The sequence below is a fragment of the Amycolatopsis sp. NBC_01480 genome (genome assembly GCF_036227205.1).
Lineage (GTDB): Bacteria > Actinomycetota > Actinomycetes > Mycobacteriales > Pseudonocardiaceae > Amycolatopsis.
Genome location: NZ_CP109442.1, coordinates 2,687,249 through 2,701,402, shown reverse-complemented (window position 1 = coordinate 2,701,402; position 14,154 = coordinate 2,687,249). Strand labels below are relative to the sequence as shown.

Genomic DNA, 14,154 nt, shown 5'->3' with positions numbered 1-14,154 from the left:
GGGCTACCTTCACCCAGGACGTCGAGACCGCGCCCGCCGCTTCGACATCCCGTGTGACCGAGATTTCGAGGAGGCACCCGATGAAGTACCTGGTCCTGATCTACGGCAACCCGGCGTCGCGTTCGGCGTGGGCCGGCATGAGCGACGAGCAGAAAGCCGCGGGCCTGCGCGCGTACGTGGAGTTCAACGAGGAGCTGGACGCGTCCGGCGAGCGCATCGTGTCCGAGCGGCTGGCCGCGCCGGAGCTGACGAAGCAGGTGATCGTGCGCGAGGACCGGGTGAGCACCACCGACGGGCCGTTCGCGGAGATCAAGGAGCAGCTCGCGGGCGTTTACCTGCTGGAATGCGAGACCCAGGAGCGGGCGCTGGAGATCGCCGCGCGGATTCCGGAGGCGCCGTACGCGACGATCGAGGTCCGGCCGGTGATGGGGCTGACCGGCGACGTCGGCTTCGAGCTGTGATCGAAGGCCTGCTGCGGGAGTTGGCGCCGCAGGTCGTGGGCGTGCTCGTGCGGCGGTACGGCGGGTTCGACACGTGTGAGGACGCAGTGCAGGAAGCCCTGCTCGCGGCGGCCGTGCAGTGGCCGCGCGACGGCGTGCCGGACAACCCGAAGGCGTGGCTGATCACCACGGCTTCGCGGCGCCGGATCGAGTTGTGGCGCCGCGATTCGGCGCGGCAGCGGCGCGAGGAGGCGGTGTACGCCCTGGCGCCGCCGGATCCGGACCCGGCGCCCGCAGTCGACGACACGCTCACGTTGCTGCTGCTCTGCTGTCACCCGGAGCTGACCCGGCCGTCGCAGGTCGCTTTGACTCTGCGGGCGGTCGGCGGGCTGACCACGGCCGAGATCGCGCGCGCGTACCTGGTGCCGGAATCGACGATCGGCCAGCGCATCAGCCGCGCCAAGCAGCGCGTGAAGGGGGCGGCGTTCAGCCTGCCGCCGGAGGACGAGCGGCCGTCGCGGATCGCGGCCGTGCGGCAGGTGCTGTACCTGATTTTCACCGAAGGACACACGGCCAGCGCCGGTGCCGAGGTCGGCCGCGTCGAGCTGACGGCCGAGGCCATCCGCTTGGCGCGCCAGCTGCACGCCCTGCTCCCGGACGACGGCGAGGTCACCGGCCTGCTCGCGCTGATGCTGCTCACCGACGCGCGCCGCCCGGCCCGCGTCGGCCCGGGCGGCACGACTGTCCCCCTCGCGGAGCAGGACCGCTCGCTCTGGGACTCCGGCGCGATCGCGGAGGGCGCCTCGCTGATCGCGCACGCACTCGCGACGGCGCCCGTCGGCCCATACCAGCTGCAGGCCGCGATCGCCGCGGTGCACGACGAAGCGCCGACGGCCGCCGAGACGGACTGGCCGCAGATCCTGCTGCTGTACGACCTCCTGTGCCAGGTCGCGCCCGGGCCGATGGTGACGCTGAACCGGCTCGTCGCGCTGGCGGAGGTCTCGGGACCGGCCGCCGCGCTGGCGGAGCTCGACGCGCTGGAACCGTCCGGGCACTACCGCGCCGACGTCGTCCGGGCGCATTTACTCGAGCAGTCGGGCGACCGGGCGGGTGCGGGTGAGTACTACGCGAAGGCGGCCCAGCGGACGTTGAGCGCGCCGGAGCAGCGGTACCTCGAATCACGTGCTTTGCGTTGTTTGTCCGGAAAACCCTGACCCAAGGAGGACCCCACCCCCGACTGAAGGTTGACGCCGGGCTGCTCCGACCCCGGTACGCTGCGGGAGAACGGCACGAAACCGGCAAGGCGCAGGGGGTAGGGCAAGTGAACATCGACCACGTGCTGGAGGCGATCCCTCCGCTGTCGGTCTATCTGCTGGTGGGCCTCGTGGTGATGGTGGAGAGCCTCGGCATCCCGCTGCCCGGCGAGATCGTGCTGGTCAGCGCCGCTCTGCTGGCTTCGTCGCACAGCGGCCTGAACCCGCTCTGGATCGGCGCGCTGGCCAGCGCGGGCGCCATCATCGGCGACAGCATCGGTTATCTGATCGGCAAAAAGGGCGGCAAACGGCTGTTCGACTGGGCCGGCCGCAAATTCCCCAAGCATTTCGGCCCCCAGCACATCGCGAACGCCGAGCGGATGTTCCACAAACGCGGCATGTGGGCCGTGTTCTTCGGCCGTTTCGTCGCGGTCCTGCGCATTCTGGCCGGCCCCCTCGCCGGCTCCCTGAACATGCACTACCCCCGCTTCCTCATCGCGAACGCCCTCGGCGGCATCATCTGGGCCGGCGGCACCACCGCGCTGATCTACTACCTGGGCGTCGTCGCGGACAAGTGGCTGAAGGGCTTCCAGTGGGCCGGGCTCGGTGCCGCGCTGGTCATCGGGCTGGTCGTGACGCTGGTGCTGAAGAAGCGCATGTCCCGTACGCATGAGGAGACTCCGGCCGAGAAGGACGACGCGGTCGCCTGAGCTTCAGGCGTTCGCCGGAAGAAGGTCCTCCTCCAATCGGGAAACCGGCTTCCGCCGCAGGGACCCGACCAGCACCCCGCCGATGACCACGGCCGCCGCCACGATCTCCAGTGCACTCGGCCGCTCGTTCAGCAAGAAGTACGAAGCCGTCAGCCCGACCACCGGCACCAGCAGCGAGAACGGCGCGACCACGCCCGCCGGGTTGCGGCGCATCAACGTGGTCCAGATGCCTGAGCCGACGACCGTGCCGAGCAGGACCACGTAGGCCAGGCCGGCGAGGCCGAGCAGGCCGGTCGGGGTGCCGAGGGTGGTCAGCGAGTGCCACTGCGCGGCCGGGCCCTCCCGCAGCAGTGACAGCGCGAACATCGGCAACGGCGGCACCACCGACATCCACAACGTCAGGTGCAGCGGGTTGTCCGGCTCCGCGCGGCGCATGCTCAGGTTGCCGAACGCCCAGCTCAGCGCGGCCAGCAGGGTCAGGATCACCGGCAGCAGCGCGGCGTGGCCCGCCTGCTGCCAGGCGATCGCCGTCATGCCCGCGACGGCCAGCAGGATGCCGATCAGCTGCCGGGCCGAGACGCGCTCGCGCAGCAGGACCGCGCCGAGCAGCACGGTGAACGGCGCCGAGGCCTGCAGCACCAGCGACGCGAGCCCGGTCGGCATGCCGGTGTCCATCGCGACGAACAGGAAGGCGAACTGGCCGGTGCCGAAGCCCAGGCCGTAACCGAGCAGGTAACGCAGTTTCACGCGTGGCCACGGCACGAACAGCAGCGTCGGGATCGCGATCACCACGAAGCGCAGCGCGCCGGCGAACATCGGCGGGAACTGGCCGAGAGTGGCGTGGATGGCGAGGAAGTTGCAGCCCCACAGGACGGCGACGAACACGGCGAGCAGACGGTCACGAGCGGGCATGCCCCCACTCTGCCGACCACGACCGTGAAGGACCAGCGAGAATATCTGCACTGACCTTGTAGTTCTGCTTCAACTAGGCTGACCCCGTGGACCTGGGAAGACTGCGGATGCTGCGTGAGTTCGCCGACCGCGGCAGCGTGACGGCGGCCGCGCAGGCGCTGCACTGTTCGCCGTCCGCGGTGTCGCAGCAGTTGCGGGGGTTGCAGAGCGAGGTCGGCATCGCGTTGACGGAGCCGGCGGGCCGCGGCCTCCGCCTCACGGACGCGGGCCGCGCGCTGGTCGCGCGCGCCGACGAGGTGCTGGCCGCGCTGGACCGCGCCGAGTCGGAGCTGGACACCTACCGCAGTGCGCCGCGGGGGCGGGTGCGGATCGCGATCTTCCAGTCGGCCGGCCTGATGCTGCTGCCCGGGCTGCTCCGCCGCGTCGCCGCGCACGAGGGGCTGGAGGTGGACGTCCGCGATGTCGACATGACGCCCCCGGAAGTGCCGGGCCTGGTCGCGGACTACGACATCGTCGTGGCGCACCGCGACGAGCACGCGCCGGAGTTCCGGTCCGAGCGGCTCGAGGTGGTCCCGCTGCTGCGCGAGCCGCTCGACGTCGCGCTCCCGACCGGGCACCACCTGGCGCGCCGCCGCCGCGTGGACCTCGCCGACCTCGCCGACGAACGCTGGATCAGCGTCGACCACGGCTTCCCGGTCGACGACGTGCTGCGCTCACTCACGGTCCGCACCGGGGTACGGCCGCAGATCGTCCAGCGCATCAACGACTTCCGTATCACGGAGCGGCTCGTGGCGGCTGGGCATGGGATCGCGTTGATGCCTCGGTACACAATGGACACTCGGCGGGGTAGTGGCCTGGTCGGTCGCCCGCTGGCCGGGATCCGTGCGGCGCGGCTGATCGAGGTGGTCTGCCGCATTGGTGCGCTGGCTCGTCCCGCGGTGGCGACGGTGATCGACGAGTTACGCGCGGAGGTAACGATCCTGACCGCGTAACGCCGGGTAACCCTGTTTGCCTTGCGCTTGCCGGGCCTCCTCCAGCTTCGCCCGCAAACCCGCCGGCGCCGCAAGGCGAACCGGCTCAGATCGCGTGACTCCGCAGATGCGCCACAGCTATCCGCAGCGCGTCCTCGATCGGAGTGATGTCGTTGCGGATGTGGCCGAGCAGCAGGCCGCCCTGCAGGCATGTCATCACGGCCTGGGCGAGGCGCGCCGGATCCGCATCAGGGTGCAGGGAACCGTTGTCACGCAAGGTGTTCAGGCCGTTCGTGAGGTGGGACTCCCACTCCAGGTAGGCGCGGTCCAGCAAGGCGCGCACGCGCGGGTCGTCGCCCAGTTCGCCCGCGATGTTGCCCAGGGGGCAGGCGATCGGGCCCGACGGGCCGCGGTGCAGCGAGAGGACCTGCTCGGCCCAGCGGTCGAAATCCGGCCACGACTTCAGCTCGCGGATGGTCGGCTGCTTGCCGAGGATCTCCTCCAGGTACCGGTCGATCACCGCCTCGACCAGCTGGTCCTTGTTCTTGAAGTAGTGGTACATCTGCGATTTCCCGGCCCCGCTCGCGGCCAGCACCTTGTCGACGCTCGTGCCCGAGACCCCGTTGACGTACATCAGCTGCGCGGCCGCGTCGACGATCGCGTCGCGGGTCCGCCGTCCGTGCGCCGTGACGGCCACGGTTGGTTGCGCCTCCATGTACCAGATAGTACATTCGATGCCACTGTACCAATCAGTACAACCGAAGGGGGCCACTCGTGGCCGAAGCACTGCGGGATGCTTTAACCGGCCTGAAGGAGAAGGCCAAGGAGCTGCTGCCGAGCGAGGTGGGCGAGGTCTTTTCCGCCGACCAGGAACGATCGGTGCGGGTCGCCGAGCGGGACAAGTTCGCCAAGGCCGGTGAACGGATGGACGACTTCACCCTGCCCGACGCGGCCGGCGGCGAGGTCGCGCTCAGCGCGCTGGTCGCCGACGGGCCCGCCGTGCTGGTCTTCTACCGCGGCGCCTGGTGCCCGTACTGCAACGTCGCTTTGCGCGCGTACCAACAAGATCTGCTGCCCGCGTTGAAGGAGCAAGGCGTGCCGCTCGTGGCGATCAGCCCGCAGGCACCCGACGGCTCGCTGAGCATGCGGGAGGCCAACGAGCTGGAGTACGCCGTGCTGTCCGACGTCGGCAACCTCGTGGCCCGCGGCCTCGGCATCACCTTCCAGCCGACGGAGGAGGTGCGGGCGGCGATGACCGGCGCCGGCGCCGACCTGGCCGAGCGCAACGGCGACGGGAGCTGGGAGCTGCCACACCCGGCCGTGCTGGTCGTCGAGCCCGGCCGCACGATCCGGTTCATCGACGTCCAGCCGGACTACACCGCGCGCGCCGAGCCGGCTCAGGTCCTCGAAGCGCTGGCGCCGCGGCGGATGCCGTAGGTGATGGCCGAACCCAGGATCAGCGCGACGCCGAGGGAGAGCAGCAGGCTGATCCCGGGTTCGGTGATGAGCTGGCCGCCGGCGTAGCCGAGGAAGGCGACGTACGACGTCCAGAGCGTGACCCCCACGGCCGACGCGGTGAAGAACTCGCCCCTCGGCCAGCACAGCGAGCCGGCCAGCAGAGCACCGACAGTGCCGCCGGACGGCAGCCAGCGCGCGACGACGAGCACCGGGCGCGGGTGCTGTTGGAGGCGCCCGTCCAGCCATTCGAGGCCGGCGGCGAGCTTGCGGCGGCGGCCGATGCGTTCCAGCACACGGCTGCCGCCGTACCGGCCCAGCGCGTACAACGCCTGGTCGGACACGAGGCAGCCGGCGGTCCCGACCGCGATCACGGCGGCGAGCGAAGTCCCGCCCTGCGCCGCGGCGATGCCCATGCCGAGGATCGTCACCTCGGTGGGCAGCAAGGGCACCAGCGAGACGACGAACAGCACCACCAGTCCCGCCGTTGTCGCATCCACACTTCCATTAACCGCCGCGGGGGCCCGGATGAGTCCCGTTCACCGGCTTCTCACAGCAAGGCACAGGAGCCGCACAGGCAATCACGGAAACCCGGACAGTGGCTGTCAGGGTTCGGCCCGAGAGTGGACCCCGACCGACTACGGAAGGGGACGTGAAGATGGGCACGGAATTGGCGGGCCAGGTCGCGCTGGTGGCGGGCGGCACGCGCGGCGCGAGCCGGGCCATCGCGGTCGAGCTGGCCCGAGCCGGGGCGTTCGTCTACGTGACCGGGCGCTCGACGCGACGCCAACGGTCCGAAGTGGACCGTCCGGAGACGATCGACGGGACGGTCGAGCTGATCGAGGCGGCCGGCGGCGAGGGTGTCGCGGTGCGGGTGGATCACCTGGAGAGCGACGAGGTCGCCGCGCTGGCGGCCCGGATCGAGCGGGAACGCGGCGGCCTGGACCTGCTCGTCGACGGCCTGTGGGGCGGCGACCACCACCTGGAATGGGCGAAGCCGGTGTGGGAGCACTCCCTGGACGCGGGCCTGCGCATGATCCGGCTCGGCATCGACGCGCACCTGATCACCAGCCATCACCTGCTGCCGTTGGTGATCCGGCGCAAGGGCCTGGTGGTCGAGCTGACCGACGGCACGGCCGAGTACAACGCGAAGTACCGCGAAGGGACTTCGCTGCCCTTCTACATCGCGAAGGCCTCCGCGCATCTGCTCGCCATCGGCGAAGCGGCGGAGCTTGCTTCGCACGGCTGCACGGCCGTCGCCTTCACCCCGGGCTGGCTGCGTTCGGAGGCGATGCTCGACATCTACGGCGTCACGGAGGAGAACTGGCGTGACGCGACGGCGCGAGAGCCGTACTTCGCCATCTCGGAGACGCCGACCTTCGCGGGCCGCACGGTGGCCGCCCTCGCCGCCGACCCGGACCGGCACAGCTGGAGCGGGCAGACGTTGTCCAGCGGTCAGCTCGCCGCGCACTACGGCGTCGACGATCTGGACGGCAGCCGCCCGGACGCCTGGCGTTACGTCGTCGAGGTCCAGGACGCCGGCAAGGACCCGGACACCACCGGGTACCGGTAGGTCAGGCGTTGCGGGCGGCGATGGCGGCGCCGATCCCGGCCACCGCCGCCCGCACCTCCGGCGGGTCGAGGACTTCCGCGCCGGGCCCGAGCGAGACGATCTGGCCGACGGCGATCTGGTGGCTCTCCAGGGTGAGTTCGGCCTCGGCCCGGCCTTCGGCGTCGCGTGGACCGAGGGAGACGAGCACCTCGGCCAGGTGCTCGGCGCCGAACACCCGCCGCAGTCCGCTGACGGCCGACGGGTCGAGCCGCACCCGCACCCGCAACGGCAGCGCGACCTTCTCGAACTCCGCCGAAGACTCGCGCCACCACAGCGCCAGGTCGAAATCGGCCGGCCGCTCGAACGCGGTGCCCAGCTCCTCGACGGCGAGGATCCGCGACACCCGGTACGTGCGCAGCCCCGCGCCCGGAACCCGGGCCACGAGGTACCAGACCCCGGCCTTGAGGACGAGGCCCAGCGGCTCCAGCACCCGTGACGCGGTTTTGTCCCGGCGCTGGTACTGGATTTCCAGGCGTCGCTGCGACCACACCGCGCGGGCGACCGCGGGCAACGCGGCCGCCTCGTCGGTCGGGCGGAACCAGGCGGGAGCGTCGAGGTGGAACCGGGCGGCCACCGTCTCGGCCTGCTCCCGCAGCTCGCGCGGCAGGCCGGCCGAGACCTTCGCGTGCGCGGCCGCCACGGCGGTGCCGAGGCCGAGGCCGGCGAGGGCGTCCGGAGCGTCCAAAGCCAGCAGCGCCACGGCTTCCCGTGAGGTCAGACCGTCCAAACGGGACCGCCAGCCGTCCATCAGCCGGACGCCGCCGTGCCGTCCGGGCTCGCTCCACAGCGGGACGCCGGCCTCGCGCAGGGCGGCCAGATCACGCCGCATCGTGCGCTCGGTGACGCCCAGCTCGGCCGCGAGCGACCCCGCCGTGGCCGAGCGCCGGCGGTGGAGGGTGAACAGGAGGGCGACCAAGCGTTCGGCCCGCATGGAACTCAGCCTAGGGGCGGCCAGGCGCTCGCACCTGGCCGCCCGAGACGACTACCGGTTCGCGCGGTTGACCGCGCTGACCACCGCGCGCAGCGAGGCCGTGACGATCGACGCGTCCACGCCGATGCCCCAGAACACCCGGTCCGAGATCGCGCACTCGATGTACGACGCGGCGCGCGCGTCGTCGCCCGGGGTGAGGGTGTGCTCGCTGTAGTCCAGCAGCCGCAGGTCGAAGCCGACGGTCGACAGGGCGTCGAAGAACGCCGCGATCGGGCCGTTTCCGCGGCCGGTGATGTCGTGCTCGTCGCCCTCGACCTTCACGGTGGCCTCGATGTCGTACTCGCCGCCGCCGTTGTCGGTGACGCGCTGGCGGATCAGCTCCAGCGGCGTCGTCAGCTCCAGGTACTCCTTGGAGAACGCGTTCCACATCGTCGCCGGGGCGACCTCGCCGCCCTCGGAGTCGGTGTAGGTCTGGATCACCTTGGAGAACTCGATCTGCAGCCGGCGCGGCAGGTCGAGCTGGTGCTCGGCCTTCATGATGTACGCGACGCCGCCCTTGCCGGACTGCGAGTTCACCCGGATCACGGCCTCGTACGTGCGGCCGACGTCCTTCGGGTCGATCGGCAGGTACGGGACCTCCCACGGGTACTCGTCGACCGGCACGCCCTGCTTGCCGGCGGCGTCCTTCAGCGCGTCCAGGCCCTTGTTGATCGCGTCCTGGTGGCTGCCGGAGAACGCGGTGAAGACCAGGTCGCCGCCCCACGGCGAGCGCTCCGGCACGGGCAGCTGGTTGCAGTACTCGACCGTGCGCTTGATCTCGTCCATGTCGGAGAAGTCGATCTGCGGGTCGATGCCCTGGCTGTACAGGTTCATGCCCAGCGCGACCAGGTCGACGTTGCCGGTGCGCTCGCCGTTGCCGAACAGGCAGCCCTCGATCCGGTCCGCGCCGGCCTGGTAGCCCAGCTCGGCGGCGGCGATGCCGGTGCCGCGGTCGTTGTGCGGGTGCAGCGACAGGATCACCGAGTCCCGGCGGGCCAGGTTGCGGCTCATCCACTCGATCGAGTCGGCGTAGACGTTCGGCGTCGCCATCTCGACGGTCGCCGGCAGGTTCAGGATCACCGGCTTCTCCGGTGTCGGCTGCCAGATCTCCGTGACGGCGTTGCATACCTCGACGGCGTACGACAGCTCGGTGCCGGTGTAGGACTCGGGCGAGTACTGGAAGCGGAAGTCGGTGTCGGGCTGCTTCGCGGCCAGCTCGACGACCATCTCCGCGGCCTGCGTCGCGATCTTCTTGATGCCCTCGCGCTCCTCGCGGAACACCACGCGGCGCTGCAGGATCGACGTCGAGTTGTAGATGTGGACGATCGCGCGCGGCGCGCCTTCCAGCGACTTGAACGTGCGCTCGATCAGCTCCGGGCGGCACTGCGTGAGCACCTGGATGCTGACGTCGTCGGGGATGGCGCCCTCTTCGATGATCTCGCGGACGAAGTCGAAGTCCGTCTGCGAGGCGGCCGGGAAGCCGACCTCGATCTCCTTGTAGCCCATGCGGACCAGCAGGTCGAAGAACTTGCGCTTGCGCGCGGGCGACATCGGGTCGATCAGGGCCTGGTTGCCGTCGCGCAGGTCGACCGCGCACCACAGCGGCGCGCGCTCGATGCGCTTGGCCGGCCAGGTGCGGTCGGGCAGGTCGATGTCCTCGACCAGTTGGTGCCACGGGCGGTAGCGGTGGACCGGCATCGAGGTGCCGCGCTGCGGGTTCCAGGACGGCTGGCCGGGCGCGACGGGACGCGACGGCGTGCGGATGCGGCTGGTGGACGTACGAGGATCGGGCGTGCTCATGGGTAGAACGACTCCTGAGGAGGATGGGTGCGGACGACCGGCACCACAAAGCCCCGCGACGAGGAGCCGGTCGTTGTCAGGCCCCGTCGCGGCAGCGAAGCAGGAGAGCACGCGCCACGCGCTCACCATAACCGCGGACGGCCGCCGTTGTGAAGCCGCCTCCGCGATCGAGCAGTCACGCCGAAATTGTTACGTCGGGTGGGCGCTAGGTGTTACCAGCGGGTAGCGGGCAGCCTCGCGACGTGCCAGACTGCCCGGCATGGCCGAGCATGCCGAAGCGGAACACGAAGAGGAAGCCGAGCCTAGGCCCAAGCGCGCGCCGATCGACTGGCGCCGCGGCCGTGAGCAGGCCTTTTCCATCCTGGCCTCAGTGGTGCGGTGGGTCGGGCTGATCTTCGCCGCACTGCTCGTGCTGCACGTGATCTTCGTCATCGGCTCGGCCAACTCGGCCAACGGCATCGTGTCGTTCGTCCGCAGCTGGGCCGACAGCCTGTCGCTCGGCTTCAAGGACCTGTTCACGCCCAGTGACGCCAAGCTTCGCGTGCTGGTCAACTACGGCATCGCGGCGATCTTCTGGCTGATCGTCTCCGGCATCCTGGCGAGGATCATCCGCCGGATCGGCGGCGTCGTCTCTTCCTGACGACGGTGGTGTCCGGCTCTCGGACGCGCTCGGAAAGCCGCGCCCGGAAAGCCGACGCCCCGTGAACCGGGCAGCTGCCCCACCCCCGACTAGTCTTGACGGATGGAACGCCCGAGCCGGACGCGTGCGGCGGGCAGGCAACCCGGGCCGCGGGGACCGGAAGAGACGAGGCCGTTCGACCTCGTCGCCTTCGGGGCGTCGGCCGGGGGGATCAAGGCGCTCATCTCGGTGCTCGGGGGCCTGCCGGCGGAGTTTCCGGTGCCGGTCCTCGTCGTGCAGCACCTCGATCCGCGGCACGACACGATCATCGCCGTGATCCTCGGGCGGCGGTCGGAGCTGGCGGCGAAGCTGGCCGAGCCCGGTGATCTCGTCCGGCCCGGAGTCGTTTACTTCGCGCCGCCCGATCGGCACCTGCGCATCTCCGCCCGTGGCGTGCTGGCGCTCTCCGAAGAGTCCCACGTGAACTACGTGCGCCCGGCCGTCGACGTGCTCTTCGAATCGGTCGCGGACGGCTATGGCGAGCGGGCCGTGGTGTGCGTCCTGAGCGGAACCGGGGCCGACGGCGCGCGCGGCGCCGCCCTCGTCAAGGAACAGGGCGGCACGGTGGTCGCCGAGGATCCCGAGACCGCGGCGTTCGCCGGGATGCCCGGGGCGGTCGTGCGCGCGGGCGTCGTCGACTTCGTCCGCCCCCTCAACGAAATCGCCGGCGTGCTCGTCGGCCTGGTGAACGGAACTGTGTCGAGATGAGCCCTCCCGAGGACGAGATCGAGGACAACGGCCAGCTGGAGGAGCTGCTGACGTTCATCCGCGATTCCCGCGGCTTCGATTTCACCGGCTACAAGCGGACTTCGCTCGCCCGCCGGATCCGCAAGCGCATGCAGACCGTGGGATTCGAGCGCTACCCCGACTACCGGGACCACCTCGAGAGCAACGCCGAGGAGTTCCAGGAGCTGTTCAACACCGTCCTGATCAACGTCACGAGCTTCTTCCGCGACATCGAGGCGTGGAGCTTCCTGCAGACCGCGGTCGTGCCGGACCTGGTCGCGAAAACCGACCCGGCCCAGGAGATCCGGATCTGGAGCGCGGGCTGTTCGAGCGGGCAGGAGGCGTACACGCTGGCGATCGCCTTCGCCGAGCACCTCGGCATCGAGCAGGCCACCAAGCGGGTCAAGATCTACGGCACGGACGTCGACGAGGAGGCCCTGCGCGAAGCCCGCACCGGGCTGTACCCGGCGAAGGCGCTGGAACGGCTTCCCGAAGGCATGCGCACGAAGTACTTCGAACCGTCCGGCGAGCTGTTCGCGTTCCGCCGCGACCTGCGGCGCCGGGTGATCTTCGGCCGCCACGACGTCACGCGCGACGCGCCGATCTCGCGTGTGGACCTGCTTGCCTGCCGGAACACGTTGATGTACTTCAACGTCGAGGCCCAGGTCAAGATCATCGAAAGGTTCCACTTCGCGCTCCACGAAAGCGGTTACCTGTTCCTCGGCAAGGCCGAGATGCTGCTTTCGGACAGCGCGCGGTTCGACGTCGCCAACATGCGCCACCGCGTGTTCCGCAGCCGGGTCGGCGGCGGCCATCCGCGCGGCACCCGGTTCGACCTGGCGGCCGGGGCCGACCTGCGCGACGCGAACCGGCGGCGGCTGGTCACCGACCTCGCGCTGGCCTCGGCCCCGGACGCGATGCTCGGCGTCGACAGCGACGGCACGGTGGCCATGGTCAACGGCGCGGCGCGGCTCCAGTTCGGGCTCAGCTCGCACGACGTCGGCCGTCCGTTCCACGAGCTGGAGGTCTCCTATCGCCCGACCGAGCTGCGCTCCGCGATCGACCAGGCCCACGCCGAGCGCCGCAGCGTCCGGCTGACCGCGGTGCAGAGCCGCCAGCCCGGTGACGACGCGCAGCACTTCGACATCATCGTCCGGCCGCTGATCACCAGCGACGGCGAGGACGTCGGCGCCGCGATCACGTTCGTCGACACCACCGAGGCGACCCGGCTCCAGCGCGAGATCAAGCGCGCCCAGGAGAATCTCGCGACCGCGTACGCCGAGCTCCAGTCGACCAACGCGGAACTGGAGACGGTGAACGAGGAACTCCAGTCGAGCATCGAGGAACTGGAGACCACCAACGAGGAACTCCAGTCCACCAACGAAGAACTCGAGACCACCAACGAGGAACTCCAGTCCGGCAACGAGGAACTGGAGACCATGAACGAGGAGATGCGCATCCGCACGGCCGAGCTGGACGAGACGCGCACGTTCTTCGAAGGCGTGCTCTCCAGCGTCGAGGCCGGGGTGGTGGTCCTGGACGGGCAGCTGCAGGTGCGCAGCTGGAACCGCGGCGCGGAGGAGCTGTGGGGCCTGCGCGCCGACGAGGTGTTCCGGGAGGACTTCTTCAAGCTGGACTTCGGCCTGCCCACGGACGTGCTCCGCGAGCGAGTCCGGACCTCCAACGACACCGGCGAACGGTCCGGCCCGCTGAAGATCGACGCGGTCAACCGCAAGGGCCGTCCGCTGGTCTGCCGGGTCAGCTGCTCACCGCTGCACGGCCCGGGCGAGGGCGTGGTGCTGCTGATGGAGCAGGATCGCAAGTCCTGAAAACCCTTCAGCCCTGGGCGGCGGGCGGTTTCCGGCCGCCGGGCGGGAGCGTTTTCCCCTGCTCCGGCAGCATCAGCAGCTCCGCGACGGCCGTGCTCCGCTCGACGAGCCGCGTGGCGACTTCGTTCAGCTTCAGGTTGCGCCCGCGCACGTAACCGCGCAGCAGCTTGAACGCCTCTTCCATGCTGACGTCCAGCTTGCTGGAGATCAGCCCCTTGGCCTGCTCGATCACCACCCGGCTGCTCAGCGCGTGCTGCAGCTGCCCTGAGGTCTCGGTCAGCGCGACCACGGCGCGGCGCTGGAGCATGCTGATCGTGGCGACTTCGGCGAGACTCCGGGCCAGGCGGAAATTCCCTTCCGACAACCGATCCGGCGTCGCGGCCAGCAGGGTGACCGAGCCGAGCGACGTTTCGCGCAGCCGCAGTGGGAACGCGTGCATCATGCGGAAACCGAGCGCGTACGCAGCCGGGGCCAGCCGCGGCCAGCTTTCGGCCGCGCCGTCCAGCCGGACGTCGACGATCGGGTCGCCGGTCAGCTCGCAGTCCGCGCCGGGGCCCTCCTCGATCAGCACCTCGCCCAGCGTCGCCGCCTCGAGCCGGTCGTCGGTGCACGCCACCACGGTCCCGGTGCCCTGGTCCGCGGTCGCGTTCAGGCGGACGGAGGTGTTCGTCAGCTCGGCGAACCGGCCGGCCACGCTGAGCCAATAGGGCAGCGGCTCGAAACCGGGGACCAGCGTGTCGGCCAGCTCCAGCATCGATTCGGCGAGCCATTCCTCGCGGTTCCGCATGGGTGCCATG

At 70.4% G+C, this 14,154-nt stretch carries 15 protein-coding genes; 9 read left to right on the top strand and 6 right to left on the bottom strand.

What is annotated here, in order from left to right; translation table 11 throughout:
- Positions 1-80 precede the first annotated feature (80 nt).
- The 3 genes from OG371_RS12820 to OG371_RS12810 all read left to right on the top strand — a co-directional run bounded on the left by OG371_RS12820 (position 81) and on the right by OG371_RS12810 (position 2,403).
- The gene (locus tag OG371_RS12820; RefSeq protein WP_329068829.1) at positions 81-461 is read left to right on the top strand and encodes a YciI family protein; all 381 of its coding nucleotides are present in this window, start codon (positions 81-83) and stop codon (positions 459-461) included.
- Complete coding sequence (locus OG371_RS12815) at positions 458-1,654, top strand: RNA polymerase sigma factor (RefSeq protein WP_329068827.1); 1,197 nt, start codon at positions 458-460, stop codon at positions 1,652-1,654. The genes OG371_RS12820 and OG371_RS12815 overlap by 4 nt, the downstream gene beginning before the upstream one ends.
- A gap of 107 nt (positions 1,655-1,761) precedes the next feature.
- A complete protein-coding gene (locus tag OG371_RS12810; protein WP_329068825.1) occupies positions 1,762-2,403 on the top strand; it encodes a DedA family protein in 642 nt (213 codons plus the stop codon).
- A 3-nt stretch (positions 2,404-2,406) separates the two neighbouring features.
- On the opposite strand, the gene OG371_RS12805 is transcribed toward OG371_RS12810, so the two are convergent.
- Positions 2,407-3,315: an EamA family transporter gene (locus tag OG371_RS12805; RefSeq protein WP_329068823.1), complete on the bottom strand. Its 909-nt coding sequence runs from the start codon at positions 3,313-3,315 to the stop codon at positions 2,407-2,409.
- Between the two features lie 86 nt (positions 3,316-3,401).
- On the opposite strand from OG371_RS12805, the gene OG371_RS12800 reads away from it, so the two are divergent.
- Positions 3,402-4,307 carry a LysR family transcriptional regulator gene (locus OG371_RS12800; RefSeq protein WP_329068820.1) on the top strand — a complete coding sequence of 302 codons (906 nt, stop codon included), beginning with the start codon at positions 3,402-3,404 and terminating at the stop codon, positions 4,305-4,307.
- 85 nt (positions 4,308-4,392) lie between these two features.
- Here the strand turns inward: OG371_RS12800 and OG371_RS12795 are convergent, their stop codons facing one another.
- Positions 4,393-5,001, bottom strand: a complete 609-nt coding sequence (locus OG371_RS12795; RefSeq protein WP_329068818.1) for a TetR/AcrR family transcriptional regulator — start codon at positions 4,999-5,001, stop codon at positions 4,393-4,395.
- 59 nt (positions 5,002-5,060) lie between these two features.
- Here OG371_RS12795 and OG371_RS12790 point away from each other — a divergent pair, with 59 nt between their 5' ends.
- Entirely contained in the window at positions 5,061-5,723 is a 663-nt protein-coding gene (locus tag OG371_RS12790) for a peroxiredoxin-like family protein (RefSeq protein ID WP_329068816.1), read from the top strand.
- On the opposite strand, the gene OG371_RS12785 is transcribed toward OG371_RS12790, so the two are convergent.
- Positions 5,684-6,241 (bottom strand): DedA family protein, encoded by a 558-nt coding sequence (locus OG371_RS12785; protein WP_329068813.1) that lies wholly within the window; start codon positions 6,239-6,241, stop codon positions 5,684-5,686. The genes OG371_RS12790 and OG371_RS12785 overlap by 40 nt on opposite strands.
- Positions 6,242-6,399: 158 nt before the next feature.
- Between OG371_RS12785 and OG371_RS12780 the strand changes: the two genes are divergently transcribed.
- Positions 6,400-7,314, top strand: coding sequence for an SDR family oxidoreductase (locus tag OG371_RS12780; RefSeq protein WP_329068811.1), 915 nt, complete (start codon positions 6,400-6,402; stop codon positions 7,312-7,314).
- A gap of 1 nt (position 7,315) precedes the next feature.
- Here the strand turns inward: OG371_RS12780 and OG371_RS12775 are convergent, their stop codons facing one another.
- Entirely contained in the window at positions 7,316-8,284 is a 969-nt protein-coding gene (locus OG371_RS12775; protein WP_329068809.1) for a helix-turn-helix transcriptional regulator, read from the bottom strand.
- 51 nt (positions 8,285-8,335) lie between these two features.
- The gene (gene leuA, locus OG371_RS12770; protein WP_329068808.1) at positions 8,336-10,123 is read right to left on the bottom strand and encodes a 2-isopropylmalate synthase; all 1,788 of its coding nucleotides are present in this window, start codon (positions 10,121-10,123) and stop codon (positions 8,336-8,338) included.
- Positions 10,124-10,382: 259 nt separating this feature from the next.
- Between leuA and OG371_RS12765 the strand changes: the two genes are divergently transcribed.
- The 3 genes from OG371_RS12765 (at position 10,383) to OG371_RS12755 (ending at position 13,357) form a co-directional block, all read left to right on the top strand.
- Positions 10,383-10,763, top strand: coding sequence for a hypothetical protein (locus OG371_RS12765; protein ID WP_329068807.1), 381 nt, complete (start codon positions 10,383-10,385; stop codon positions 10,761-10,763).
- A gap of 102 nt (positions 10,764-10,865) precedes the next feature.
- Positions 10,866-11,510 carry a chemotaxis protein CheB gene (locus OG371_RS12760; RefSeq protein WP_329068804.1) on the top strand — a complete coding sequence of 215 codons (645 nt, stop codon included), beginning with the start codon at positions 10,866-10,868 and terminating at the stop codon, positions 11,508-11,510.
- Entirely contained in the window at positions 11,507-13,357 is a 1,851-nt protein-coding gene (locus OG371_RS12755; RefSeq protein ID WP_329068802.1) for a CheR family methyltransferase, read from the top strand. Before OG371_RS12760 ends, OG371_RS12755 begins: the two co-directional genes overlap by 4 nt.
- Positions 13,358-13,364: 7 nt before the next feature.
- Here OG371_RS12755 and OG371_RS12750 read toward each other — a convergent pair whose 3' ends face one another.
- Positions 13,365-14,153 (bottom strand): ANTAR domain-containing protein, encoded by a 789-nt coding sequence (locus OG371_RS12750; protein ID WP_329068800.1) that lies wholly within the window; start codon positions 14,151-14,153, stop codon positions 13,365-13,367.
- Position 14,154: the final 1 nt, after the last annotated feature.

Coding starts and splice junctions, on each gene's coding strand:
- OG371_RS12760 (WP_329068804.1), top strand. CDS start 10,866: ATGGAACGCCCGAGCCGGACGCGTGCGGCGGGCAGGCAACCCGGGCCG.
- OG371_RS12780 (WP_329068811.1), top strand. CDS start 6,400: ATGGGCACGGAATTGGCGGGCCAGGTCGCGCTGGTGGCGGGCGGCACG.
- OG371_RS12805 (WP_329068823.1), bottom strand. CDS start 3,315: ATGCCCGCTCGTGACCGTCTGCTCGCCGTGTTCGTCGCCGTCCTGTGG.
- OG371_RS12775 (WP_329068809.1), bottom strand. CDS start 8,284: ATGCGGGCCGAACGCTTGGTCGCCCTCCTGTTCACCCTCCACCGCCGG.
- OG371_RS12755 (WP_329068802.1), top strand. CDS start 11,507: ATGAGCCCTCCCGAGGACGAGATCGAGGACAACGGCCAGCTGGAGGAG.
- leuA (WP_329068808.1), bottom strand. CDS start 10,123: ATGAGCACGCCCGATCCTCGTACGTCCACCAGCCGCATCCGCACGCCG.
- OG371_RS12765 (WP_329068807.1), top strand. CDS start 10,383: ATGGCCGAGCATGCCGAAGCGGAACACGAAGAGGAAGCCGAGCCTAGG.
- OG371_RS12750 (WP_329068800.1), bottom strand. CDS start 14,153: ATGGCACCCATGCGGAACCGCGAGGAATGGCTCGCCGAATCGATGCTG.
- OG371_RS12820 (WP_329068829.1), top strand. CDS start 81: ATGAAGTACCTGGTCCTGATCTACGGCAACCCGGCGTCGCGTTCGGCG.
- OG371_RS12795 (WP_329068818.1), bottom strand. CDS start 5,001: ATGGAGGCGCAACCAACCGTGGCCGTCACGGCGCACGGACGGCGGACC.